This is a genomic window from uncultured Aquimarina sp. (assembly GCF_947492115.1).
GTDB lineage: Bacteria > Bacteroidota > Bacteroidia > Flavobacteriales > Flavobacteriaceae > Aquimarina.
In genome coordinates this window covers 24,799-49,181 of record NZ_CANLMM010000004.1, presented here as the reverse complement: position 1 = coordinate 49,181, position 24,383 = coordinate 24,799, and the positions used below count along the sequence as shown (strand labels likewise).

The window sequence follows — 24,383 nt, the reverse complement described above, 5'->3', positions numbered from 1 at the left end:
AACTTATTTTATCTTGTGCAGATCCCAAAACAAGTTTGGGGTAAGCGACCTCAATGATTTTGCGAAAGCAAAAGCAAGAGTCTGCTTACATATTTCTTCGATACTGACCTCCCACTTCAAATAGAGCAGAAGTAATTTGACCTAAAGAACATTTCTTACAAACCTCCATAAGCGCTTCAAATATGTTTTGATTATTCACAGCTTTATGTTGTAAATCTCTCAATAATTCTGCAGTATCATCTGTATTACCTTTATGTAATTCATTAAGCATTGTAATTTGATACTGTTTTTCTTCTTCTGTAGCTCTGATTACTTCTCCTGGAGTTACCGTAGGAGAACCTTTAGAACTTAAAAAGGTATTCACACCGATAATTGGGAATTCTCCTGTATGTTTTAAAGTTTCATAATACAAGCTTTCTTCTTGTATCTTACTGCGCTGATACATGGTTTCCATGGCTCCTAAAACACCACCTCTTTCGGTTATTCTATCGAATTCTGTAAGCACAGCTTCTTCTACCAAATCTGTTAGCTCTTCGATAATAAAAGATCCTTGAATCGGATTTTCATTCTTAGCTAGCCCTAATTCTTTATTGATGATCAGCTGTATGGCCATGGCTCTTCGTACCGATTCCTCTGTAGGTGTTGTGATAGCCTCATCATATGCATTGGTATGCAATGAGTTACAATTATCATAAATGGCATATAGTGCCTGCAACGTAGTACGAATATCATTAAAATCAATTTCCTGAGCATGCAATGAGCGTCCAGAAGTTTGGATATGATATTTAAGCATCTGTGCTCTAGAATTAGCTCCGTATTTATGCTTCAGTGCTTTTGCCCAAATCTTACGGGCTACTCTTCCAATAACAGCATACTCTGGATCAATTCCATTAGAGAAAAAGAAAGATAAATTTGGTCCAAATTTATTGATATCCATTCCTCTACTTAGATAGTATTCCACATACGTAAATCCATTCGCTAATGTTAAAGCTAATTGTGTAATTGGATTGGCTCCTGCTTCTGCAATGTGATATCCAGATATAGAAACAGAATAGAAGTTACGTACTTGTTTGTCGATAAAATATTCCTGTACATCTCCCATTAGTCGCAAAGCAAATTCTGTAGAAAAAATACACGTATTTTGTGCTTGATCTTCTTTCAAAATATCCGCCTGTACGGTACCACGAACCGTATTTAAGGTAGTTGCTTTAATGTCTTGATAGACATCTGCAGGTAACACCTGATCTCCGGTAACACCTAATAACATTAGTCCTAATCCATCATTTCCTTCCGGAAGATCACCTTGGTAAGCAGGTCTTTCTACGCCTTTGTCCTTGTATATTTTTTTAATCTTTGCTTCTACCTCAGCTTCAAGACTATTTTCTTTGATATATTTTTCACAATTCTGATCAATTGCGGCATTCATAAAGAATCCTAACAACATTGGAGCTGGTCCATTAATCGTCATACTTACAGATGTCATCGCATGCGTAAGATCAAAACCAGAATATAGTTTCTTAGCATCATCCAAGCAACAGATAGAAACTCCGGCATTACCAATCTTACCATAAATATCAGGTCTATGATCAGGATCGTTTCCGTAAAGCGTTACAGAGTCAAAAGCAGTTGACAAACGTTTTGCTGGCATTCCCAAACTCACATAATGAAAACGTCTATTGGTTCGTTCTGGTCCTCCTTCTCCTGCAAACATACGTGTTGGATCTTCTCCAGTACGTTTAAAAGGATATAAACCAGAAGCAAAAGGAAATTCTCCTGGAACGTTTTCTTGCAAACACCATTTTAGAATATCTCCCCAAGCTTGATACTTTGGCAAAGCCACCTTTGGAATCTGACTATGCGATAGGGATTCTGTATGTGTTTCGATCTTTATTTCCTTATCTCTAACTTTAAAAGTATAAATAGGATCTTTATATTTTTGAACTTTGGCTGCCCAACCAATAATGGTCTCCCAATTATGAGGGTCAAGATTTAGTTTTACTCTATCAAACTCTGCCAATAATAATTTTAAGAAATCTTCATTATCCTCCTTTTTTGCCTTTCTTAATATCTCATCATCAATTCCATTTTTGGACAGGTCTATAAAATCTAGATTGACAACACTACAAATCGTCTTATAAATACCGTATAATTTTTGCGCTACTTCTACCTGAGTGCTTACCGTTTTGTCATAGGCTCTATTATTTTCTGAAATCTCAGACAGGTAACGTGTTCTACTTGGCGGAATAACAAAAATCTTTTCGGACATTTCCTTAGAAATATGAAAATCCGATTGTAGATCTGCACCAGTTTTCTCCACTACCTTATCCATGATTGCCTTGTATAAGGTATTCATTCCAGGATCATTGAACTGAGAGGCAATAGTTCCGTATACTGGTAAATCATCTTGTGGAACATCCCACAACTGATGATTACGCATATATTGTTTTTTTACGTCTCTTAATGCATCTAAAGAACCTCTTTTATCAAACTTGTTAATAGCTACCAAATCTGCAAAATCAAGCATGTCGATTTTTTCTAACTGCGTAGCAGCTCCGAACTCTGGCGTCATTACGTATAAAGAAGTATCACTATGCTCTAGAATTTCGGTATCAGATTGTCCAATCCCTGAGGTTTCTAATATGATCAAATCAAACTCAGCAGCTTTTAAAACTTCAATAGCTTCTGCTACATATTTTGATAATGCAAGATTGGATTGTCGTGTGGCTAATGAACGCATATATACTCTTGGAGAGTTAATTGCGTTCATACGAATTCGATCTCCTAATAAAGCTCCACCGGTTTTTCTTTTCGAAGGATCTACAGAAATAAGTCCAATGGTTTTATTCGGAAAATCAATTAAAAAACGACGAACTAGCTCATCCACCAGAGAAGATTTTCCTGCTCCACCAGTTCCAGTAATACCAAGAACTGGGGTTTTGGATGTTTTATTTTTCTCGTGTATTTGATCTAAAGTCTCTTTCGCGATCTCAGGAAAATTTTCTGCAGAAGAAATTACACGAGCAATAGCTCCAATTTCTTTATCTACAAGATGCTCTGCTTCTCCATTAAGACTATCTCCAATAGGAAAATCAGATTGCTGTACCAAATCATTAATCATACCTTGCAATCCTAACTCACGACCATCATCTGGAGAATAGATTCGAGTAATACCATACTCCATCAAATCCTTAATTTCTTCTGGTAGGATCACTCCTCCTCCTCCTCCAAATATTTTGATATGAGATGCTCCTTTTTCTTTTAGCAAATCATACATATATTTAAAGTATTCATTATGACCTCCTTGATAAGAAGTCATCGCAATCGCATTAGCGTCTTCCTGAATTGCACAATTTACTACTTCCTCTACACTTCTATCATGACCTAAATGAATTACTTCCACTCCTGTGGATTGAATAATTCTACGCATAATATTTATAGCGGCATCATGACCATCAAAAAGAGATGCTGCAGTTACAATTCTAACTTTATTCTTTGGTTTATAAGGTGCAATTTGTTCCATTGATAATAAAAAGGATTTTTAGCGCTGCTAATTTACGAAATACGCATTGAAAACGAATATTTTTTTAGAATTATATAATTTATTTAACCCTATTTGTCGTTTCATTAATTTTCATTCAAAGTTACATCTATTTATTTTTATGGATTACGACAAAAACTTATTTTAATTGATGGTAAAACTCATTAATAAAATGTTAACACTATTGTTAAAGAATTTCAAACTATATAGAGAAAGTGATATCTTCCCCGATTATTGAACAAATACTTTTTTAAAATGAAAATTTCATCATCAAAAAACAAATTAATCATCTTATCGCTCGCTTTCGCATTAGGATTGGGGATCCAAAATGCAGATGCACAACGTAAGAAAAAGAAAAAATCAAAAAAAGGAGATACTGAACAAGTTGATACTCCTAAAAAGGATTCTAAAGAAAAATCGATTGAAGATCTTACCAAAAAGAGTAAAAAAATCGAAGGTTTGTTTACCGTGTATAGAGATACCATCGACGGGAGTACCCAAATGCTGATCAAAAAAGATCAGATTGGAAAAGAATTCATTTATTTCAGTCAGATTTCTGATGGAGTTTTAGAAGCAGGTGCTTTTAGAGGGTCCTACATGAATAATAAAGTTTTTAAAATTGAAAAACATTTTAATAAGATTGAATTTGTAACTCAAAATGCGTCTTTCTATTTTGATGAGAGCAGTGCTTTATCAAAAGCCTCCAACGCTAATATTAGTGAAGGAATTATGGCTAGTTTAAAAATTGAAGCGCAGGATGATGAAAAAGGTTTTTATCTTATAAAATCGGACAACCTTTTCCTTAAAGAAACTTTTGAGCAGATTAAAATGCCTAATTTTCCGGGACAATCTCCTTTCTCATTTAAAGTAGGTTCTCTTAGTAAGGAAAAAACCAAAATCAAAACAATTAAAAACTACCCAGAGAATTTAAATATTAACACTCATTATGTATATTCTAAGCCGAATGTACTCAATGGAGGGTCTGCTGCAGTGACTGACGGTAGAAATGTAACCATCAAGGTAGAGCATAGCTTAATAGCGATGCCAGAAAATGATTATCAACCACGATTTGATGATCCAAGAATAGGGTATTTCTTTACACAAGTAACTGATATGACCTCTGCAAGTGCGACGCCGTATAGAGATCTTATACATCGTTGGAACCTTGTAAAAAAAGACCCTAACCTTGCACTTTCAGAACCTGTAACACCTATCACTTGGTGGATAGAAAACACGACTCCTATTGAGTTTAGAGAAACGATTAAAGAAGCTGTTTTAGAATGGAACCATTCCTTTGAAAAGGCTGGTTTTAAAAATGCTATGGTCGTTAAAGTACAACCAGACGATGCAGATTGGGACGCTGGAGACATTAGATACAATGTACTTAGATGGACTTCTTCTCCAAGACCTCCTTTCGGAGGTTACGGACCTAGTTTCGTAAATCCAAGAACTGGTGAAATATTAGGAGCAGATATTATGCTAGAATATGTATATCATACGAATCGCGTTATGTATGATCGTCTTTTTAACTTATCTGCTAACAGTTATACAGAAGAAGAAAATTATCCGACCATGGCAAAGAATAAACATATGTATTGTTCTTACGGACATGTAATGCAGGAAAATTCATTATTTGGTCAGGCTGCACTAACCGCTTTTGGTGCTAGCGAAAATGAAATGGAAGGTATGAAGAAGGAAGCAATGAAAGAGCTTATCATGCATGAAGTAGGACATACTTTGGGTCTCAATCATAACATGAAAGCTAGTCAACTATTTTCTCCAGAAGAACTTAGTAATCCAGAATTCATAAAAGGAAAATGTCTTACTGGATCAGTAATGGACTATACTGCAATAAATGTTACCAATGATCCTGCAAAACAAGGAGCTTATTTCTCAACAACTGTAGGACCATATGATGATTGGGCGATTCAATTTGGATATACTCCAGTAACATCTCAGAATGAATTAGAAAAAATTGCGAACCAATCTAATAAACCTGAACTAATTTTTGGTAATGATGCTGATGATATGCGTTCTCCAGGTAAGGCTATTGATCCGAGAGTAATGATTGGAGATATGTCTAACGATCAAATTACTTATTCTATCAACCGAATAGAATTAGTGAATGAAATGATGAATAAAATTAAACTGAAGTTTAGCAGAAAAGGAGCTTCCTATCAGGAATTACGTCAGGCATACTACATCCTTAAAGGCCAATATGCTAGTGCTGGAAATGTTATTTCGAGATTTATTGGAGGTGTATATGTTGATAGAAGTATGGTTGGTCAAGATCCAAATGCCAAGCCATTTACTCCTGTTAGTTATGAAGATCAGAAAAGAGCCATGAATGCACTTAAAAAATATGTCTTTGCTCCTGATGCTTATAGTGTTCCTAATGATCTTTACAATTATATTGCAATGCAGCGAAGAGGATATAACTTTTTCGGTGGCCCAGAAGATCCTAAAATTCATGATCTTACACTAGGTCTTCAGAAAAGAGTTTTAGATCATATTCTACACCCAAATACCTTACAACGTATAACAGATTCAGAATTATACGGTAATAAGTATATCTTATCTGAGTTTATGACGGACTTAAATAACGCTATTTTCCAAGCTGATGCTGCAGGATCCATTAATACATTTAGACAAAACCTTCAGTTAGAATACACAAAAAGGCTTATTAATATTATTGCATCCAACACCGCAAAAGGTCCAAAGTATACATATGCCTCTAAGTCTATGGCTTTATATAACTTGAAGAGAATTAGATCAATGATTTCTAATGGATCTGGAAATAAGTTATCAAAAGCTCATAAAGATCATTTAAGAACTTTGATTAACAATGTAGTAGAAGACATAAAATAAACTTCTATATCTTAATAGCTTAAAAAGGCTGATTTATAGAATCAGCCTTTTTTATTACCAATACTTCAGAAAAAACAGAAATATATTTTAAAATATCTAAAAAGGTTTTACTTATTTCAAATTTGTAGGAGATTATTACAAATTTTATATACTAAATAGTATGTTTATATCTTAATTAAACTTAAACCAACCCACCACATTAAGACCAAATGAAAAAGACCACACTTCTTATTCACTGTTTAGACAAAAAAGGAATCATTGCCACAGTCACCAATTTTATCTTAGCAAAAAAAGGAAACACTGTCTACATAGAGCAACATGTAGATAGAGAGTTAGGTGAGTTTTTCATGAGGTTAGAATGTGAATTTGATCAAGATGAAGAAAAGTTAGCATTATTCAAAGAATCCTTTAATAAGGTGGTTGCGGATAATTATAATATGCATTGGGAAATGTACAACGCAGAAAAAAAGCCTAAAATGGCTCTTTTTGTCTCTAAATATGATCACTGCTTGTATGATATTTTGAGTAGGCATGCTTCTGGAGAGCTTAAAGCAAAAATACCTATCATCATCAGTAATCATCTTGATCTAAAACCAATTGCCGATAGTTTTAAAATTCCATTTAAACATATTCCTGTTACTAAAACAAACAAAGCCGAAGCTGAAGCGGAACAATTAGCACTACTTCAAGAACATAAAGTAGATTTCATTGTCTTAGCGAGATATATGCAAATACTTTCAGAAAACTTTGTAAATCAATTTACAAATAGAATTATTAATATCCACCATTCTTTTTTACCAGCTTTTCCCGGAGCCAAACCATATCATTCTGCTTATGAACGTGGTGTAAAAATTATTGGTGCTACTAGCCATTATGTAACTTCAGATCTGGATGAAGGCCCTATTATCGAGCAGGAAGTAGTTCGTGTATCACACATCCATAACGTTCAGGATTTTATTCTAAAAGGTAGAGATCTTGAAAAAATAGTTCTATCGCGGGCCATCAAACATCATATAGAAAGAAAAGTGTTGGTCTATAATAACAAAACAGTCATTTTCTCATAAACCGAATACATCTCCTGTACTAGCAAAATTATACCCTTCTTCTTCTAACTTTTTTCTATCCTTATTTTCTGGATTTATTAAAGGGTTAGAGTGATTAAAATGGATGAATATAATTTTTGACTTCATTTCTTTACTTTCATTATTGAACAACTCTATGGTTTCTTGAATAAACGGATGAGGAACTTCGGACATAGGTCTAGGAATTTCTCCATCATTAAAAAAAGTAGCATCCAAAAACGCATAGTCTACCTTTTTTACCTCATCCACAATATTATTTTCCCAAAGAGACCATTTATTAATATCTGGAATAAATAATGCCGTCTTGGTTGGGCCAGATATTTTATACCCTACCGTTTTAGAAAATTCATCTCTATGAGGTACTGTAAATGGAGTAACATTAATCTCATTTGTTATCCTCAAAGGTTCTTTATCATTCAAAGTCTGTATCCTTATATTATCTAATGCTACCAGTTGAGACCAAGGTCCATTTGATTCTAAAAAAGATTTCATTTTAGGCATAGCAAAAACATTAATATCTTTTGCTCCCATTGCTTCTCTACCGAAATACATAAGACCTGTATAATGTCCGATATGCGCATGCGTGAGAAATACACCATTTATAATAGGATCTTGATCCAGAAAATGTGCATCTAACATTGCCAATTGTTCTGGCAGATCAGGAGTTGCCTCTATCAAAAACTTTTTCTTCGCTTTTTCATCTACTATTCCTAAAGAAACCACTAACTCCTTTTTAATTTTACCAGAAGCCACAGTCTCAAATTCATTGGTATTATTAATATGAGGATATCCTCCATCCTGTGCGATTCCTAATACGGTGATATATTGTAGTGCGTCATTATATCGCGAAGATGTTCCTTTTGTCGAATCTTCTTCATTTTTACAAGAAATAATGAAAAGAGATAGAGCGAAAAAAATTAACTTTGAATTCATAGAGAAGAATATCTACTCAAATCTAACAATAAATTAAGAAATGATTGTGACATGTAAATTGTCCACGAAAGAAACTCTTCCTAGATTACAAATACTTAAACACAAAAAAGATGAAAAGATTTTTGCTAATACTCGTTATATTTCAACTCACCAGTTGTGCAGAACTGCAGCAAGTTATAGAAAGCCTTCCGCAAGAAACTACTGGTGGTATCGGTCTTAGTAATGTTGATATTGGAAATGGTCTACGGCAAGCATTAGATAAAGGGATCGACAAACAAGTAACAAAACTTACGCAAAAAGATGGTTTTTTTAGAAATGAATTGGTAAAAATTGTATTACCTGATGAACTTAAAAAAGTAGATAAATCATTGCGAGATATTGGATTAGATAATTTAGCTGATGAAGGTTTAAAAGTATTAAATAGAGCTGCTGAAGATGCGGTAAAAGAAGCGACTCCTATTTTTGTAAATGCAGTAAAGCAAATTACATTTAATGATGCTAAACAAATTTTACTTGGTAATCAGGATGCTGCGACACAATATCTTAAGGGAACTACAAAGACTGCTTTATACTCAAAATTTAACCCTGTTATAAAAAATTCACTTTCCAAAGTAGGAGCAGATAGAGTTTGGTCTAATATTATTAATAAGTATAACAGTATTCCTTTTACGAACAAAGTAAACCCTGATCTTACAGATTACGTTACAGGTGAGGCATTAAATGGTGTTTATACCATGATTGCTGTGGAAGAAGGTGAAATAAGAACCAAATTAAGTTCTAGAACTACCGATTTACTTAGAAAAGTTTTTGCGCTTCAGGACGGTAAATAAAAGCTCAGAAGGAATAACCCTACACTTTATACACTTCATCTAATCTTGTATGGTTTTCAACGATTTTTCAAATTTTTCACAAAAATTCAGCTTTTTATTTAATTTATAGATTTAATAACAATCAATAAGATTTTTTTATAAGAATACGGAACCCCTTCAAGAGAAGGGGTTCAATTATTCTCAAAACCCAACCATCTGTTTCAAGGAGGTAATTATATTGTAGGACTTTTTTTATCGAGAGATTCATTTAATTTCGCGTCCGATTTTAAAAAAGCCCTCAATGAAAAACTTAATCAAGCTTAGCATAGCTATAGCTATTTTCGTATGCTCTGGACTTATTCAGGCCCAAGAGAAAACAGTAACCGGAATGGTTACGGATCCCTCTGGAATTCCACTTCCAGGAACAAATATTTTAGTTAAGAACACTGATAATGGGGTACAAACCGATTTTGATGGTAATTATTCTATCGAAGCTAACATAGGTGATACACTTATCTTTTCTTATTTAGGTTTCGAAACACAAGAAGTTATAATCGCCTCATCTTTAGTAATCAATGTTGCGCTTAAAGATAATGTTGAAGGATTAGACCAAGTAGTAGTAATAGGATACGGAAGTTCCTCCAAAAAACAAATTACCACGAGTGTTGCAAGCATACAAGCTGAAGGAATAGGTGATATTAACACTCCAAGTATTCAATCTTTGATGACCAGTAAAGTTACTGGTGTTCAAATAACTCAACTTTCAGGAAGAGTTGAATCTGGTATAAAAGTAAGGGTAAGAGGTGTCTCTACAGTGGGCGCATCTCAAGAACCATTATATGTTTTAGACGGAGTACCATTAATTAATGATGATGAGTCTATAAACAACTCTCCTATCAACCCATTAATAGGACTTAATCCTAATGACATTGATTCCATAGACTTCCTTAAGGATGCATCTGCAGCGGCCATATATGGGGCTAGAGGAACTAATGGTGTGATCATTATCACTACTAAAAAAGGTAAAGCAGAAAAGACCAAAGTTACATTGAACACTGCTTCTGGATGGAACTTTGCTACCAACAAAAGAGAGTATTTAAACGCCGAACAATATGTTGATTTCTACACCGAAGCCGCATTAAATAGCGGACTTTCATTAAGCGAAATTGAAAGTCGATTTGATCAACTATCTCTAGGGAGAGATTGGAGAAATAATCAAGTGGATACCGATTGGCAAAATCTTGCATTAGTAGAGGGTATCACTCAAGATATAGATTTATCCGCTTCTGGCGGAAGTAAAAATCTAACTTACTATGTTTCTACTTCATACAACAAAACAGAAGGTATTATACTTGGGAATGAATTAGACCGCTATACTTTAAGAGCTAAAGTAGATTCAGACGTTACTAAAAAATCAAAAATTGGAGCGAATATAAATATCTCTAAGGTAACGATTGATCGTCTTTCCAATGACAATGCTTTTATTTCACCTCTTCAATCTATAGCGCAATCTCCTCTTACACCCGCTTTATTAGAAGATGGTACAGCGAACGTAGATGGAAACTCAACTTTATTTCAAAATTTCTTAGGACAGGAACAAACAGGAAGATTTGTTACCGACATTTGGAGAACTACGGCAAATATATACGGTGATTTCTACATTAATGATTATTTGAGATTTAAATCTGAAGTTGGTTACGATTCTAATAATCAGAATGCAGAAAGATTCTCTGGAAGTTTGACAGAATTTGCTTCAGCAGGAGGTGTTGGTACTGTTAGTAATGCTATTACCGAAAGATATATTTTAACCAATTATCTAACCTATAAACGTAATCTTGGTGAGGCAGTGGATTTTTCTGCTACACTTGGAGGTAGTTTCGAGGAAACCAATCGTAAAAGTCAATTCACGATAGGACAAGGTTTCCCATCAGATGATTTACAAACCTTAGATAATGCAGTGTTAATAACAAACGGAGGATCTAATAAAACCAAATATAACTTTCTATCTTATTTTGCAAGATCCCGTTTTTCTATTGCAGAAAAATATCTTATAAACTTAAGTATTCGTAGAGACGGTTCTTCAAGATTTGGCCAAGATTCTCAGTTCGGATGGTTCCCTGCTGCTTCTGCTGCTTGGATAGTTAGTAACGAACGATTTTTAAGCAATTCTTATTTGCTAAGTAATTTTAAATTAAGAGGAAGTTGGGGTATAACTGGAAATGCAGAAATCGGAGATTTCGCAAGTAAAGATCTCTATGGAGTTACTACCTATGATGAAAGACTTGGTGTATCTCCAATTCAAATAGGAGATAATGAATTACGATGGGAAAAAACTACTCAGTATGACTTAGGAGCTGATTTTGGCCTGTTTAATAATGTCATTTCAGGAGAGTTCGATTATTATAACAAAACCACAAATGATTTATTATTTAATCAGCCATTACCAGGTACTTCAGGTTTCACTTCAGTTGTAAGAAATATTGGTGAGATCGTAAATGAAGGGTTTGAAGTAAGCTTGAATGCAAGAATTATTTCAAAACCATCTGTAATATGGAGTATAGGTACACTCTTTACTAAAAATACAAATGAAGTTACTGATCTTCCTAGTGGAGACATTATAGATGGAGTAAATATTATTAGAAAAGGAGAAACTTTATCTTCATTCTATCTGTATGAGTACGCTGGTGTAGATCCTGCTAATGGAGATGCATTATTTTACACAAATACATTAAATGCTGATGGTTCGTTAGATAAATCAACTACGAATAATCTGTCAAACGCAAATAGGATAGTTACTGGAAACCCTTTTCCTGAATATCAAGTTGGATTTACCAATAATCTAAAAGTGAATGGATTTGATTTTCAATTTACATTCCAAGGAGAATTCGGAGCTTCAATTTTTGATCAAGCAGGTAAATTCTCTTCTGGTAATGGTAAATTTTTCGATAACCAAACTGTCGATCAGTTAAACAGATGGCAAAACCCAGGTGACATTACCGATGTTCCACAAGCAAGATTAAATCAAGACAATGGGCAAGCTGATTCTACTCGTTATCTTCAGGAGGCTGACTTCATTCGACTTAGAAATATTACACTTGGATATACGATCAATCCTACCTTTTCTAAAAGGTTCTATTTAGAAAAAGTAAGATTCTATTTTAGTGGTTTAAATTTATTTACTATTACTGACTATGATGGATATGATCCAGAGTCGACTGCAGATTTTAATGGAAATTCTGGAGTAAGAACTGGTATCTCCTTCTACTCTGCTCCACCAGCAAAAACATACACATTAGGTTTAAATATAGAATTTTAATACCGCTATTAAAACCTATATATCATAACCAAAAAGTTAAGAAAGAAATGAAAACATATATAAAAACATTATTAACCATAACTGTTATACTAACCCAAATCAGTTGTGAAAACAGATTAGATACAGACCCTGAACAGTCGCTAACTACAGAAAACGCTTTTGATACTCCAGAAAAGGTAACAAACATATTAATTGGAGCATACGCACAAGCAGGACAAGGTGCAAGTTATGGAGGTCAATTATATACCATAGCAGAACTACTTGCTAATGATCAAGAGTTAGGATGGAACGGTACTTTTTCTGATCCTAGTGAGTTTAATAATAAAACCATAAATACCAATAATACTTTTGTTGCAGCTTTATGGTTAAATGGATACGATATCAGTAATCAAGTAAATATTGTTTTAGACAATTTAGATATATTCGAAAATCTGGATAGAAAAAATTCTGTTGAAGGTCAAGCTAAATTCTTAAGAGCGGTTACCTATTTTGATTTACTACGTTTCTTCTCTAAGCACAACAACAATCGTATAAATGATGGTGAACTTGGAGTTCCCATTGTTAGAACACCTGTTATACAGCTAGACGATATTACGTACCCAACTAGAAATACTATAGGACAAGTATATGATTTTATTATAAACGATCTAGAGGATGCTATTGCATTGTTACCGCAAACCAACGGTGTCTTTGCTTCTGCTAACGCAGCCAAATCATTATTAGCCAGAATATATTTACAAATTGGCAATTATGAGCAAGCTAGGGATCTATCCAATGAAGTAATTCAATCTGGAATATATACCCTTACAGAAACTCTTGATGATGCGTATAATAATGATGATAATTCTACTGAAGACATTTTTGCCTGGCAAGTAACCGATTCTGATGGCACGAACAGTATGAATACATTTTGGGCCACTGATAGATTTGGAGGAAGACCAGGAAATCCAGACATCTCCATAGAAGATGCATTTTTTGGAATATTTGACGATGCTAATGACGCTAGAGCGAACTATTTTTACATAGACTCGGAAACAGGATCGGGAATAGCTTCTTTTAAATGGATATTTGGAAATTCAAATATACCATTTATCAGATTACCGGAGATATATTTAATCAGAGCTGAGTCTAATTTTATTCTTAATACAGCTATTGGTGATAGTCCGCTAAACGATGTGAATGTTGTAAGAAATAGATCTAATGCATTTCCTTTCACAGATATCGAATATGTCGATATTATTTTAGAAAGATTACGCGAATTATCTTTTGAGGGGCACAAATTACATGATTTTAAAAGGTTGGAGATTTCAGTTGGAGAGCTACCTTTTGATGACAATAGATTAGTATTACCTATACCTCAAAGAGAACGAAATATCAATCCTGATTTAGAGCAAAATGAAGGGTATTAGTATAATTAATTTGAATTAGCCAATAAAGGATCGTGCAATTTAGTTTGCCCGATCCTTTTTTTAGTATAGCATTAAATAAACTTAACTTAGTCTTAAGAATCATTTTTACTGAGAGCTAATACTTTTGCATAAAAAGTAAAAGAAAGAAAAATGTTTTATTGGTCTAAGGATAAATCTGATCTCGAAAAACTACAAAAACGCTATTGTCGTTTAATGAAAAGCTCTTATATCATTGCCTTAAAAGATAAAGAAAAGAGTGATAACTTAAATGAGGAAGCAAATAAGCTTTTGATGGAAATCAAAAAATTAGATCATCAGCAATCCTAATTACTTGTCTCCTATTTACTGAATTGATGTAAGAAGGCTAAGGATTCTTCATTAAAAACCTCTGGTTGTTCTACATTTACTACATGACCAGAATCTTTTACTACAAAAAGATTCGAAAATTGGTGCATAGAAACAACTTTCTTTATCGATGGCAGAAATAAATAGTCTTCTTCTCCCATTACATATAAGGTAGGTATTTTAATGTCTTTAGATCTAAAGAATCTTAGTAAAGGATTGATTTCTGAAGTTAATCTAAACCAACGAACAAATTCTTTCTGATATAGCTTTTTAGCCTCATTTACGAAAAGAACTCTTGATTCTTTATGATTCTTTTTAGGCATTATGATAAAAGCAAAAAACTTATATAAAAACATATAAGGCACTACCGATTTAAATACAATCCCAAGCTTCATTAATACCTGCGACCTCAAGTTGAGTTTCATAATTGCTCCACCCATAATCATACTTTCTACACGATCAGGATGTTTTTCGGCAAGATTTCTAATTAATATAGTCCCTAAAGAAATTCCAATAAAATGCGATGATTTAATTTCCTCTTTATCGATCACCTCTACAATATCATCTGTTATAGAATCAAAAGTATATTTAGAATTAAAAGCATCTTTAATTGCAGGTTTAGAATTACCATGACCTCTTAGATCCAAAAGGAGTACATTATAATGCTTTCTAAATTCTCTAACTTGTTTATACCATATAGAAGAACTTCCACCTGCTCCATGAACAAAAGTTACCCATTTAGGATTCGTATTATGGCGATATATAGAATAATTTAGCATATACTAACTGAAGATGTAAAGATAAGTACTTATTAGTCACTATTTGCAGAGTATTAACAGTATTTAATAGATTGTTCAAGAATTATTGATCAATGCAGGCTTTTAAAATACTTAAAAGCTAAAGCAAGTCTTGATCCATACCACGAAAAATATTCTCCATCTACCAATACAACTTTGGCACCTGGTATCATTTTTTCTACTTCTTGTTTATGATTTTCAGAAAAAGGAAAAGGTTCTGATGATAACAAAATCAAATCAATATTTTCTATAGATGTTAATTCCTCTTCTGATATTTCAGGATATCTTTCTTCGTTCCCATAGACATTAACAAATCCATTCAACTCCAGTAAATGATGAATAAATGTTCCTTTTCCAGCTACCATCCAAGGTTTTCTCCAAATAAAATAAGCAACTTTTTTCTGCTTTTTGTACTTGATAAATTCTAAAAAATCCTTTTGCTCTTCAAGAATCTTAGAAACTAAATGCTTAGCTTCTTCTTGAGTATTAAAGATATCCCCGTATTGATAAATGAGTTCTATTGCTTCATCCATAGTACTAATATCGGATACATGAACTGGATGTTTTGTTTCTAACGATTCAACAATCTCCTTAGTGTTTTCTTCTTTATTACAAAGAATAATGTCAGGATTTAATTCTTCAATTTTATCCAAATGAATATTTTTCGTACCTCCTACTACAGATTTGTCTTTTCTAATATGTATTGGATGTACACAGAACTTTGTAACACCTACTATACAGTCCTCTAATCCTAATGCTACCAATAGTTCGGTTTGCGAAGGAACCAAAGAAATTATTCTTTTGGGTGTATTTAACAGTTCGATATTCCTATGTAATTGATCTTTATAAATCATGGTTATCTACTTAGCCATTTCCCATAAAACACTGTCTTAAAAAAATCACAAACATTTAACTAACAGGTTTTTAAATTAGGAATTCCTACAAAAAATAAGTAAATTGTAAGAAAGAGTTTTAATTTAAATATTTGGGGCTATGAATTCAATAATACTCAACATTATCATCTATTGTTGCTTAGCATTTTTTGTATTTTTCATTGCATACGGACTTATCGGTTATGCAAAACAAGTGTTTAAAGCCAATAGACGTTAATCGATTTTAAAATGTAATTAGAAAAGGAAATTGAATTTAGGTTTAATTTCCTTTTTTAAGATTGAGCCTTTAGTATTTCTTCCATTTGCTGTTGTAGTTCTTTTGCTTTTTCTGCCGCAACTACATCAAAATCTGACTCTTTAGAAGCGTAAATAATACCTCTCGATGAATTAATTAATAATCCAATCTGATCATTAATTCCATATTTACACACATCTTGCAAATTTCCTCCTTGTGCCCCTACACCAGGTACTAATAAAAAACTATCAGGAACAATTTTTCTTATTTCTCCGATAAACTCGGCTTTGGTTGCTCCAACCACATACATCAAGTTCTTAGAATTTTGCCATTCTTTAGAAGTTTCCAGTACTTTTTTATACAATTCAATTCCTCCTATGGTTTTTGTCTGAAAATCAAATGCTCCTTGATTAGACGTTAATGCCAGCATAATGGTATGCTTTCCTTTAAACGACAAAAACGGTTCTATTGAATCCTTTCCCATATACGGAGCAACGGTAACAGAGTCAAAAGCCAAGTCTTCAAAAAACGCTTTGGCATACATAGCACTTGTATTTCCAATATCTCCTCGTTTTGCATCTGCAATCGTAAAAATCTCGGGATGATTCGTATTAAGATATTGAATCGTTTTTTCTAAAGATTTCCAACCTTTTAACCCATAAGCCTCATAAAAAGCGGTATTTGGCTTATATGCTACTGCCAAATGATGTGTGGCGTCTATAATCTTCTTATTAAACTCAAAAATTGGATCTTCTGTCTCCAACAGATATGAAGGTATTTTATTAAGGTCCACATCAAGACCAATACATAGAAACGATTTCTTTTTCCAGATTTGACCTACAAGTTCTTGAGTTGTCATTGTTTTTTATTTAAGATTTATTTATTCTTTACCGTCTACGTATTCTTGCAAATATTGGTATCTAGGTGTTAATTTACCATCCTGCGTCATACGCGCTCGTTCTAAAACACCATCCTTATCATCATTAAAAAAGGCTGGGATTACATGTGCTAAAAACATGTTTCCAAATCCTTCACTAGCATCTTTTGGTAACTCACAAGGTAAATTATCTACTGCCATTACCACAATAGCTTCAGGATCTTTAAAATCGATTTCTTCTTCTCTTTGCGCATGATATCCATAAATTGGATCTGCGATTGTAGAGGATCTTATAGTAGTTGCTACTGGTCCATCAATATCACAAGAAATATCTGCTACTACTTTTATATTAAAATCTTTTGATTTTGCATCTTCTCTAGTATAGATAAAAGGAGCTCCATCTCCAAAGAAATGACCCGCCATGTATATATCACTAACCTTGGCAAACTTCATAAAATCACTTACGTACTCCTGTGGATGATCATAAAAATCTTGCTTACTGATTACTATTCCGTCTTTTCTTTTATTGTAATCCAAGACATCTATTTGTGTATAAACTGGTTCTTCAAAATCATTTGCTATATATTCTTCTGCAGAAACTTCTTTGATGTTCATCGCATCCAAAATTTCTTTCGCTCCACCTCCAACTTTTCCTTTTCCGGTCAATACAATTTTAATATTTGGTAACTTGATCTTAGACAGTTCTTCTTCAAGTGCTTTTTGATCTCGTAATGTTTCAGCTTTGGGAAGAGTAAAACTTTCATTTTTCAACCCAAAAGCCCTAAACCCATTATAAGCACCAACAATTCCAGCATATCTACCAAAACCAATTAATCTCCATCCTCCTTGATTCACTACTACCTCATGATCATACAGTTCTATGTTCTTATCCAGAATTGCTTTTAATAATTTACGATTATAGGGTTGCTTTTTTATGGTATGAGAAAAGAAGAAATACTTTCTATTAGGGATCAACGCATCAATGGGAACTTCTTTTACACCTAACAATACTTCGCAATCACTGATATCCTCTGTAACATCAAAACCAGCTGATCTATACGCTTCATCAGAAAAGATTCTAATATCAGAACTTTCTACTTTAAAAGAAGCTTCTGGAAACTTGCCCATTGTGTCATTAAGACCTTGCGGAGAGAAGACTACGCGACGATCTGGCGGGTTTTTTCGTTCTCTGATGATTCCAAATGTAGTCATATAGCTTTGGTATGTAATTTGTTTATGTAAAAGCGCGGCTAAGATATGACAAATATGATTATCTTTGCCAACCATTTTGGTATTCAAATGAAGTTTATTGGATCAATTTAACTTTAAATGAATGCATTATATAAATTATCGGGGTCGACTGGTTTTGACAGCGAGATTAATAGAGTGGTAAGCACGTCGAGCGCTGGAATATAGCTCGTAAATATCATGTTTCATCTTTTTTAAACGGCGAGAATAACTACGCCCTAGCTGCATAATCTGAATTATAGTAAGATAGTGCCTCGGTTCGCTAGGCGAACAAGCAGGATACCTCTCAAGAGCCTTGGTTTACGGCGATTGGTTTTGAGGTATCGTAAAAGTAAACCTAGAAATTATAGTGTCTTGATATAATTTCGAAATTTAAGTAAGAATAAGCGATAGGTTGGCGGTCTTTGGTCTTTCTTATCGACGAAAACTAAACAAGGACTAAGCGTGTAGAAAGCTGTTGTATTACTTGTTTGGACGAGGGTTCGAATCCCTCCGACTCCACAAAAAACTCCCAAATCATTACTGTTTTGGGAGTTTTTATTTTTTAAATTCCTTTTATCGTTGACTAAACTGTAACTTCACCTAATATCTACACCATCTTTACCTTTATAAAATCGTTTGAGTTCTATTCGATTTCCAACAGAAACTTTCATGACATAAAGACCTTCTAACAATAAAGAAATATCAATATCTCTATCCAGATGAAGCTTTTTTTCGATCCTTATAAAACCAGATGCATCCATAATTTTAATAACCATTGGTTCTTTTATATCCGAAACGATAGATATATACTGATCTGCCGCTGTAGCTTTGAGCATTATAGCAGGAGTTTTATCATTAGAAAAATCTATAGGTGTTGTTATATCCACAGAAGGCTTGGAATACATGGTATTTATACCGAACATTACAATTAAAACAAGTAGTATTTTTTTCATCTTTTTTATTTTTAATTTACTCATTTTCAAATAATTATTAGGTTAAATAAATGATAAAAAGCACTTATCTTAAGACAACTTTAGGATATATTATAACGATACAGTTAAAAATTACTTTGGCTAGCATTATGAATTGTATAATTCTTAGTAATCTCATGTGTGAAACTTAAAAAATCAAACTATTTTTATTAAAAAAGTTTGATTTTAGGAATTTAGAATTAAAATTTACTAGTACAAAGTAATCAAAACGAACCCAAAACCTTTTTTCTACATCAAACAAGTTTTGAAAAATAGGTAAGTTAAAACCTACTTATTTTTAAATAAATGACAAAAACACGCTTCCCTATAAAACCTACCAAAACACTAGGATAATCACTTTTTCAGCTTCTATCATTTAGGATAGGATTTGTAATTTTCACTTTTTATTCCCAAAAGGTATTTAGCTAAAAAAGATAACGTTATATCGAAAAGTGATATCAAAGTGAATTTCAAAACAAAATAAGATTTAACTTTATAAAGTCACACACAAACGTAACCCAAATGAAAAGTGCCAACCACACCCAAAATTTTCTTTTAATAAAAAATATGTCTTTTACGTACCAGCAAAAACATTCGCCCAATTAGCTTTTGTAGTAGCTCTCTAGTAGTATTTATTATTTTTTTCGACAATAGATGAAACCGAACCATGTCTATTGTTGATGTCACACCCTAAACCCATCAAAGCTATGCAAGAATTTAGCGTTGTTGTGGCATATGATGACCCACTCAAAAGATTGGGCATCAAAGCCATGTTAGAAGCCCCAAAAGACATGAAATTTAAGCTATATGAAGATATATCAGACTTAGAAAACACCAGAAAAGTTATTGTCAATAATCAACCCGATTTTATCGTCATAGATGCTACTTTAAACTCTAATAAATCTGGAATCGAACTGGCCAAATATACCCGATTACACTCTAGGAAGACTAGAATTATTATTATGGCTTTTACCTTAGAAGACTGGTTAATTAAAGAACTTAAAACTTTGGAAATTAAATGGATTCTATACAAAGCAGAAACAGTACAAAACATTACTAAATGTGCTGGTAGAGCTATTCAAAATAAACCATATGTAAGCAAATTATTTAGAGAATCCTGGTGGAAAGAAGAAGGAAATCCGATTCCGAGTGTATCTGATAAATCTTATCAGCAATTATCAAAAACTGAAGTCAAAATACTCAATCAAGTAGCACTTGGTAAAACCAACAAGGAAATTGCTTTAGACTTATTTAAAAGTGAAAAGACCATTAAAAATCATCGCCAGAATATTTGTAAAAAGTTACAAATAACCGGTAGTAATGCGCTTTTTAAATATACCATGAGGCTAAAGGATATATATCATTAATTTTTTATTAGGATTATGTTTCAATCATAAAAATGAGCACTTGTACCCATTTTTTTAAATAGAAGAGTTTCTAATTTTCCATTCGAAAACTAACTACTCTAAATACAATGAAAAACACTACACTAAAAACCTTCTTGGTTTTACTGTGGCTGATATCACTATCACATGCTCAAGAACTTATTCTAAAACAAGACAACCAGATTTATAGTAAGAAACAAAATGAGAAAATTAGCGCTCTAAGACTCAGTATTAATCAATTATTCCAAACAACTCAGATTGATCATATAATCTACCGACACGATGCTATCAACTCTAAATTTCAGATAACTCCTGATTATGATTTTTTTCAAGGATTACAAAGTCCATTTAATCCAAACCTATGGATATATATGGAACGGGAACAAATTGGAGGTGCATTTCGACTACATAAAGTTAATCTAAAAACCAATATTCAAACCACTCTATTGAGCAAAGTGAATAAAAATAGACAGGAAAAGGCTTTCAAACCGATTGCATGGACTAATGATCCAAATAAAATATTTGTGGAAGCAATGTATTTGGATGCTGCAGAAGAACATGAAGGTATTTTTATTTATGATATAAAAACTAATGAATCTCAAGAGATCCATATCCCTTTTGCATACACTAGAACTCCATTGCTTGCATCCAATAGAAATACATTCATATTCTCTGGATCTACGACATCGTCCAAACCGGATTATCTACATGGTGTATCTGATATTGTTTATGAGTATAACATCCAAACAAAAAAGAATGAAGTTATCCTTAAAAGCAAAGGAAAGCATATTGATATAGTAGGCTGGAAAAGCAAGGTAAAAACAGGCAAGCAACAAAATAATAACAAATCTGCATTATCTTATTATTTACCTTGGGATTTTGGAGAGGAGAATTGTGTATCTAGACATGGAACTCCTGGACCGACAGGTTCTCATAACCCTGTAGGAGAGTGTGGTTTTTTTACACCTGGTGGACATCATGGATATCATGCCATAGATTTCGCAACATCTTTATCTAGCGATGATAATGTAAGAGCTTCTGCAGCTGGAGTAGTTTCTTTCTCAGGAATTAGTGGTAGCCTATCAAGTGGTTATGGAAGATTGGTAATTATAAGGCATAGCGATGGAACACGAACCTACTATGCGCATAACAAAACACTGCTGGTAAGCCAAGGACAATCCGTACAGAAAGGACAAGTAATTGCTTTAGAAGGAACCACTGGCGGATCCACTGGTGATCATATCCATTTTGAATGGAGAGCTGCTGGAGGAAATGCTTCTACTCCTGGATCTTTTGCAGATGCAGGGCAACCCAGACAAAATTTTATTTATCGATCTCAAAATTCTTTCGGATCACAAGCGGATACTCAAGCTCCAACTACTTCAATTAGTGTTTCTGGAGGTAATACACAATCAGGAGATTTTACAGCTAATTATAATGATTCTGATAATGTTGCTGTTACAAGAAGATTTTATCAGGCATTAGAACAATATGGCACTAATTGGTACGCTAATCGTGGTAATGGATTTTTTAATGACAATTTTAATGTATTATACTCTGGCTATACCTACGGAGAAGGGAACTGGAGTATTAATAATGGACATTTACGTCAATCTAATACCGCTTCTGACAACACAAAATTAAATACATTTTTATCACAGAACTCTGGACTCCCCTACTTATATGAATTCTCTGCAAAAACCATATCAACTTCCGGACCAAGAAAATTCGGTATTCATATCATGGCAGACAATCCAGACCAAAGCCAACGAGGAAATTCTTATTTGATATGGTTTAGTGGAGAAGATAATAAAGTTAGAATTTATGAAACCGTAAATGATCAACTTAATTTCAGAGCGATTGATGATGTTGCATTAGACAACAAATGGGCAAATTATAAGATAACCTATAGTCCAGCATTTGGAGTCATCGAAGTATTTAAAAATAACAAATCCATACTTAAATGGACAGATACTTCTCCAATTAAAAACGGTAGTACCATTTCTCTAAGAACAAATAAGACCATCATGGAATTTGATGACTTAAAGGTGTATAAATTTAGAGCCGATGCAAGTACATTGATTACTGCTGGTTCTGGAATCACAAAAGATATTAGACGACAAAATGGTAAAATCAAAAGCTTGGTTAGAGATGCTGCTGGAAATTGGTCTCAACCTGGTAATTTAGATGTAACCATTAGTTCACTGACTAAACAAAATTCTCTCATTAAAGATGATACGTATTTAGAAAGCAACATTCAGGTATATCCAAATCCTACCAATGGTAATGATATTAAGTTGACCAATCTATCATCATACAATTCTCCTATTTCTATTTCCATTATAGATATTACTGGGCGAGTTATAACATCTGCTAGAAAAAACATTGAAGAAACTGAAAACCGAGAAATTGACCTAAGTAGTTACTTTATTCCATTAACAAATGGACATTACTTCATACGAGTAAAGGACGATAGGTCACATAAAACAATCTCGGTAGTCAAAAGGTAAGTTTTTTGTAAGTGTGTAAAAAGGGCTCTACTCATCTGGTTAACAACGAGTCTGAGTCCTTTTTCTTACAAAACTATCTCTAGAACACAAACTTAAACACTATCATCATTATGAAAACTAACAAACAATTTATGTAAATAACTCTTGAATATGGTCTCAAAAAACCAAGTTTAAAAGAGTAAAGATCACTGAATAAAATATTGAATCAAACTCCAAAAACTGACAAAAGTATTTTAATCTAACCATAAGAATACTTGAATTTCAAATCCTGTCAATTTTATAAAAAACAAAATTTTTAAAATGAAAACAAATCATATGATAATGATGGTAATTTTCTATCTATTACAGGTAGGATTTACTATCAACGCTCAATCACAGTTAAGTAATATTACTGCAATATCTCCAGAAGGAAGATACAGTACTCCAATCTGGTCTCCAGACGGACAAAAACTACTAATAACCAATCAGTATTACACCTCTCTTTACATCATCGACCTAACCAACAACAATAGTCTGAACAGGATAAAAAAAGGGAAAGGCATTGGATATCTTGCCAATTGGTCTCCTGATGGACGAAGTGTTGTATTCAGAGAAAAACAAGAAGGAAGCTTCTCAAAAAACTTAAAAATAAAAAGCTTGCACTTAGAAACGAACAAAGAAACAATTCTGAATGATGTGCATCCAGATAATACCAATCCATCCATGCAAGCAAGATCAGGCAAAAACTTAATGGTATATATCAACTCCGAAACATTAAAACTGGAAGCCAAAGAAGGATTGAATGGAAAACCATGGGTAATAACGAAAGAAAATGGTCAGTTCTATCATCCTGTAGTTTCTCCAAATCAAAAATTTGTAGCTGTACATGAAGGTCCAAATATCTATATATATTCAATTTATGGTAACGAGAAAAGAAAACTCTTAGGAGTTGGTATAGCAACATCTTGGCTTAGTGACAGCAGCGGAATTATCACATTTGAAGATAAAAGTAATGATGGACATGTGATTTCAGCTTCTGATTTATATCACATTTCAAAAGACTCTTCTATCAAAACAAATTTAACCATTGCTACTGATGATATTGTTGCCACATGGGGAGATGTATCACCAGATGGAAAAAGAATTGCTTTTTCTGATGAAAAAACTGGAAGAATTTTTACTGCAGACCTTATTATTAAAAACTAA

The 24,383-nt window shown here is 33.3% G+C and carries 16 protein-coding genes and 1 other RNA gene; 10 read left to right on the top strand and 7 right to left on the bottom strand.

The features are described from left to right. Positions 1-85: 85 nt before the first annotated feature. Entirely contained in the window at positions 86-3,520 is a 3,435-nt protein-coding gene (locus Q1A73_RS13455; protein ID WP_299606498.1) for a methylmalonyl-CoA mutase family protein, read from the bottom strand. A 273-nt stretch (positions 3,521-3,793) separates the two neighbouring features. Between Q1A73_RS13455 and Q1A73_RS13450 the strand changes: the two genes are divergently transcribed. Together Q1A73_RS13450 and purU are read left to right on the top strand one after the other, a co-directional pair. Beyond that, a complete protein-coding gene (locus tag Q1A73_RS13450) occupies positions 3,794-6,406 on the top strand; it encodes a zinc-dependent metalloprotease (RefSeq protein ID WP_299606495.1) in 2,613 nt (870 codons plus the stop codon). A 209-nt stretch (positions 6,407-6,615) separates the two neighbouring features. Next, the gene (purU, locus tag Q1A73_RS13445; protein ID WP_299606493.1) at positions 6,616-7,470 is read left to right on the top strand and encodes a formyltetrahydrofolate deformylase; all 855 of its coding nucleotides are present in this window, start codon (positions 6,616-6,618) and stop codon (positions 7,468-7,470) included. On the opposite strand, the gene Q1A73_RS13440 is transcribed toward purU, so the two are convergent. After that, positions 7,465-8,421: an MBL fold metallo-hydrolase gene (locus Q1A73_RS13440; protein ID WP_299606490.1), complete on the bottom strand. Its 957-nt coding sequence runs from the start codon at positions 8,419-8,421 to the stop codon at positions 7,465-7,467. The genes purU and Q1A73_RS13440 overlap by 6 nt on opposite strands. 110 nt (positions 8,422-8,531) lie before the next feature. Between Q1A73_RS13440 and Q1A73_RS13435 the strand changes: the two genes are divergently transcribed. The 4 genes from Q1A73_RS13435 (at position 8,532) to Q1A73_RS13420 (ending at position 14,282) form a co-directional block, all read left to right on the top strand. Further along, entirely contained in the window at positions 8,532-9,251 is a 720-nt protein-coding gene (locus tag Q1A73_RS13435; protein WP_299606488.1) for a DUF4197 domain-containing protein, read from the top strand. A 280-nt stretch (positions 9,252-9,531) separates the two neighbouring features. Next, the gene (locus tag Q1A73_RS13430; RefSeq protein ID WP_299606485.1) at positions 9,532-12,546 is read left to right on the top strand and encodes a TonB-dependent receptor; all 3,015 of its coding nucleotides are present in this window, start codon (positions 9,532-9,534) and stop codon (positions 12,544-12,546) included. A gap of 47 nt (positions 12,547-12,593) precedes the next feature. Continuing rightward, a complete protein-coding gene (locus Q1A73_RS13425; protein ID WP_299606482.1) occupies positions 12,594-13,955 on the top strand; it encodes a RagB/SusD family nutrient uptake outer membrane protein in 1,362 nt (453 codons plus the stop codon). A gap of 150 nt (positions 13,956-14,105) precedes the next feature. Further along, positions 14,106-14,282, top strand: a complete 177-nt coding sequence (locus Q1A73_RS13420; RefSeq protein ID WP_299606479.1) for a Lacal_2735 family protein — start codon at positions 14,106-14,108, stop codon at positions 14,280-14,282. 11 nt (positions 14,283-14,293) lie between these two features. Here the strand turns inward: Q1A73_RS13420 and Q1A73_RS13415 are convergent, their stop codons facing one another. From Q1A73_RS13415 to Q1A73_RS13400, 4 genes are all read right to left on the bottom strand, one after another. Beyond that, complete coding sequence (locus Q1A73_RS13415; protein ID WP_299606477.1) at positions 14,294-15,079, bottom strand: alpha/beta hydrolase; 786 nt, start codon at positions 15,077-15,079, stop codon at positions 14,294-14,296. 89 nt (positions 15,080-15,168) lie between these two features. After that, a complete protein-coding gene (locus tag Q1A73_RS13410) occupies positions 15,169-15,951 on the bottom strand; it encodes a helical backbone metal receptor (RefSeq protein WP_299606474.1) in 783 nt (260 codons plus the stop codon). 311 nt (positions 15,952-16,262) lie between these two features. After that, positions 16,263-17,084 carry an orotidine-5'-phosphate decarboxylase gene (gene pyrF / locus Q1A73_RS13405; protein ID WP_299606471.1) on the bottom strand — a complete coding sequence of 274 codons (822 nt, stop codon included), beginning with the start codon at positions 17,082-17,084 and terminating at the stop codon, positions 16,263-16,265. A gap of 21 nt (positions 17,085-17,105) precedes the next feature. Further along, positions 17,106-18,314 carry an NAD(P)-dependent oxidoreductase gene (locus tag Q1A73_RS13400; RefSeq protein WP_299606468.1) on the bottom strand — a complete coding sequence of 403 codons (1,209 nt, stop codon included), beginning with the start codon at positions 18,312-18,314 and terminating at the stop codon, positions 17,106-17,108. 140 nt (positions 18,315-18,454) lie between these two features. Between Q1A73_RS13400 and ssrA the strand changes: the two genes are divergently transcribed. Beyond that, positions 18,455-18,854, top strand: a transfer-messenger RNA (tmRNA) gene (ssrA, locus tag Q1A73_RS13395). Positions 18,855-18,928: 74 nt separating this feature from the next. Here the strand turns inward: ssrA and Q1A73_RS13390 are convergent. After that, positions 18,929-19,285: a T9SS type A sorting domain-containing protein gene (locus tag Q1A73_RS13390; RefSeq protein ID WP_299606466.1), complete on the bottom strand. Its 357-nt coding sequence runs from the start codon at positions 19,283-19,285 to the stop codon at positions 18,929-18,931. Between the two features lie 725 nt (positions 19,286-20,010). Here Q1A73_RS13390 and Q1A73_RS13385 point away from each other — a divergent pair. The 3 genes from Q1A73_RS13385 to Q1A73_RS13375 all read left to right on the top strand — a co-directional run bounded on the left by Q1A73_RS13385 (position 20,011) and on the right by Q1A73_RS13375 (position 24,383). Next, complete coding sequence (locus tag Q1A73_RS13385) at positions 20,011-20,670, top strand: response regulator transcription factor (RefSeq protein WP_299606464.1); 660 nt, start codon at positions 20,011-20,013, stop codon at positions 20,668-20,670. A 107-nt stretch (positions 20,671-20,777) separates the two neighbouring features. After that, entirely contained in the window at positions 20,778-23,198 is a 2,421-nt protein-coding gene (locus tag Q1A73_RS13380) for a peptidoglycan DD-metalloendopeptidase family protein (RefSeq protein WP_299606461.1), read from the top strand. Between the two features lie 300 nt (positions 23,199-23,498). Beyond that, positions 23,499-24,383 (top strand): hypothetical protein, encoded by an 885-nt coding sequence (locus Q1A73_RS13375; RefSeq protein WP_299606459.1) that lies wholly within the window; start codon positions 23,499-23,501, stop codon positions 24,381-24,383.

Bases quoted from the DNA above. Each gene is read 5' to 3' on its own strand.
- Q1A73_RS13400 (WP_299606468.1), bottom strand. From the start codon at position 18,314: ATGACTACATTTGGAATCATCAGAGAACGAAAAAACCCGCCAGATCGT.
- Q1A73_RS13455 (WP_299606498.1), bottom strand. From the start codon at position 3,520: ATGGAACAAATTGCACCTTATAAACCAAAGAATAAAGTTAGAATTGTA.
- purU (WP_299606493.1), top strand. From the start codon at position 6,616: ATGAAAAAGACCACACTTCTTATTCACTGTTTAGACAAAAAAGGAATC.
- Q1A73_RS13440 (WP_299606490.1), bottom strand. From the start codon at position 8,421: ATGAATTCAAAGTTAATTTTTTTCGCTCTATCTCTTTTCATTATTTCT.
- Q1A73_RS13450 (WP_299606495.1), top strand. From the start codon at position 3,794: ATGAAAATTTCATCATCAAAAAACAAATTAATCATCTTATCGCTCGCT.
- Q1A73_RS13430 (WP_299606485.1), top strand. From the start codon at position 9,532: ATGAAAAACTTAATCAAGCTTAGCATAGCTATAGCTATTTTCGTATGC.
- Q1A73_RS13390 (WP_299606466.1), bottom strand. From the start codon at position 19,285: ATGAAAAAAATACTACTTGTTTTAATTGTAATGTTCGGTATAAATACC.
- Q1A73_RS13435 (WP_299606488.1), top strand. From the start codon at position 8,532: ATGAAAAGATTTTTGCTAATACTCGTTATATTTCAACTCACCAGTTGT.
- Q1A73_RS13415 (WP_299606477.1), bottom strand. From the start codon at position 15,079: ATGCTAAATTATTCTATATATCGCCATAATACGAATCCTAAATGGGTA.
- Q1A73_RS13375 (WP_299606459.1), top strand. From the start codon at position 23,499: ATGAAAACAAATCATATGATAATGATGGTAATTTTCTATCTATTACAG.
- Q1A73_RS13420 (WP_299606479.1), top strand. From the start codon at position 14,106: ATGTTTTATTGGTCTAAGGATAAATCTGATCTCGAAAAACTACAAAAA.
- Q1A73_RS13380 (WP_299606461.1), top strand. From the start codon at position 20,778: ATGAAAAACACTACACTAAAAACCTTCTTGGTTTTACTGTGGCTGATA.
- Q1A73_RS13410 (WP_299606474.1), bottom strand. From the start codon at position 15,951: ATGATTTATAAAGATCAATTACATAGGAATATCGAACTGTTAAATACA.
- Q1A73_RS13425 (WP_299606482.1), top strand. From the start codon at position 12,594: ATGAAAACATATATAAAAACATTATTAACCATAACTGTTATACTAACC.
- Q1A73_RS13385 (WP_299606464.1), top strand. From the start codon at position 20,011: ATGCAAGAATTTAGCGTTGTTGTGGCATATGATGACCCACTCAAAAGA.
- pyrF (WP_299606471.1), bottom strand. From the start codon at position 17,084: ATGACAACTCAAGAACTTGTAGGTCAAATCTGGAAAAAGAAATCGTTT.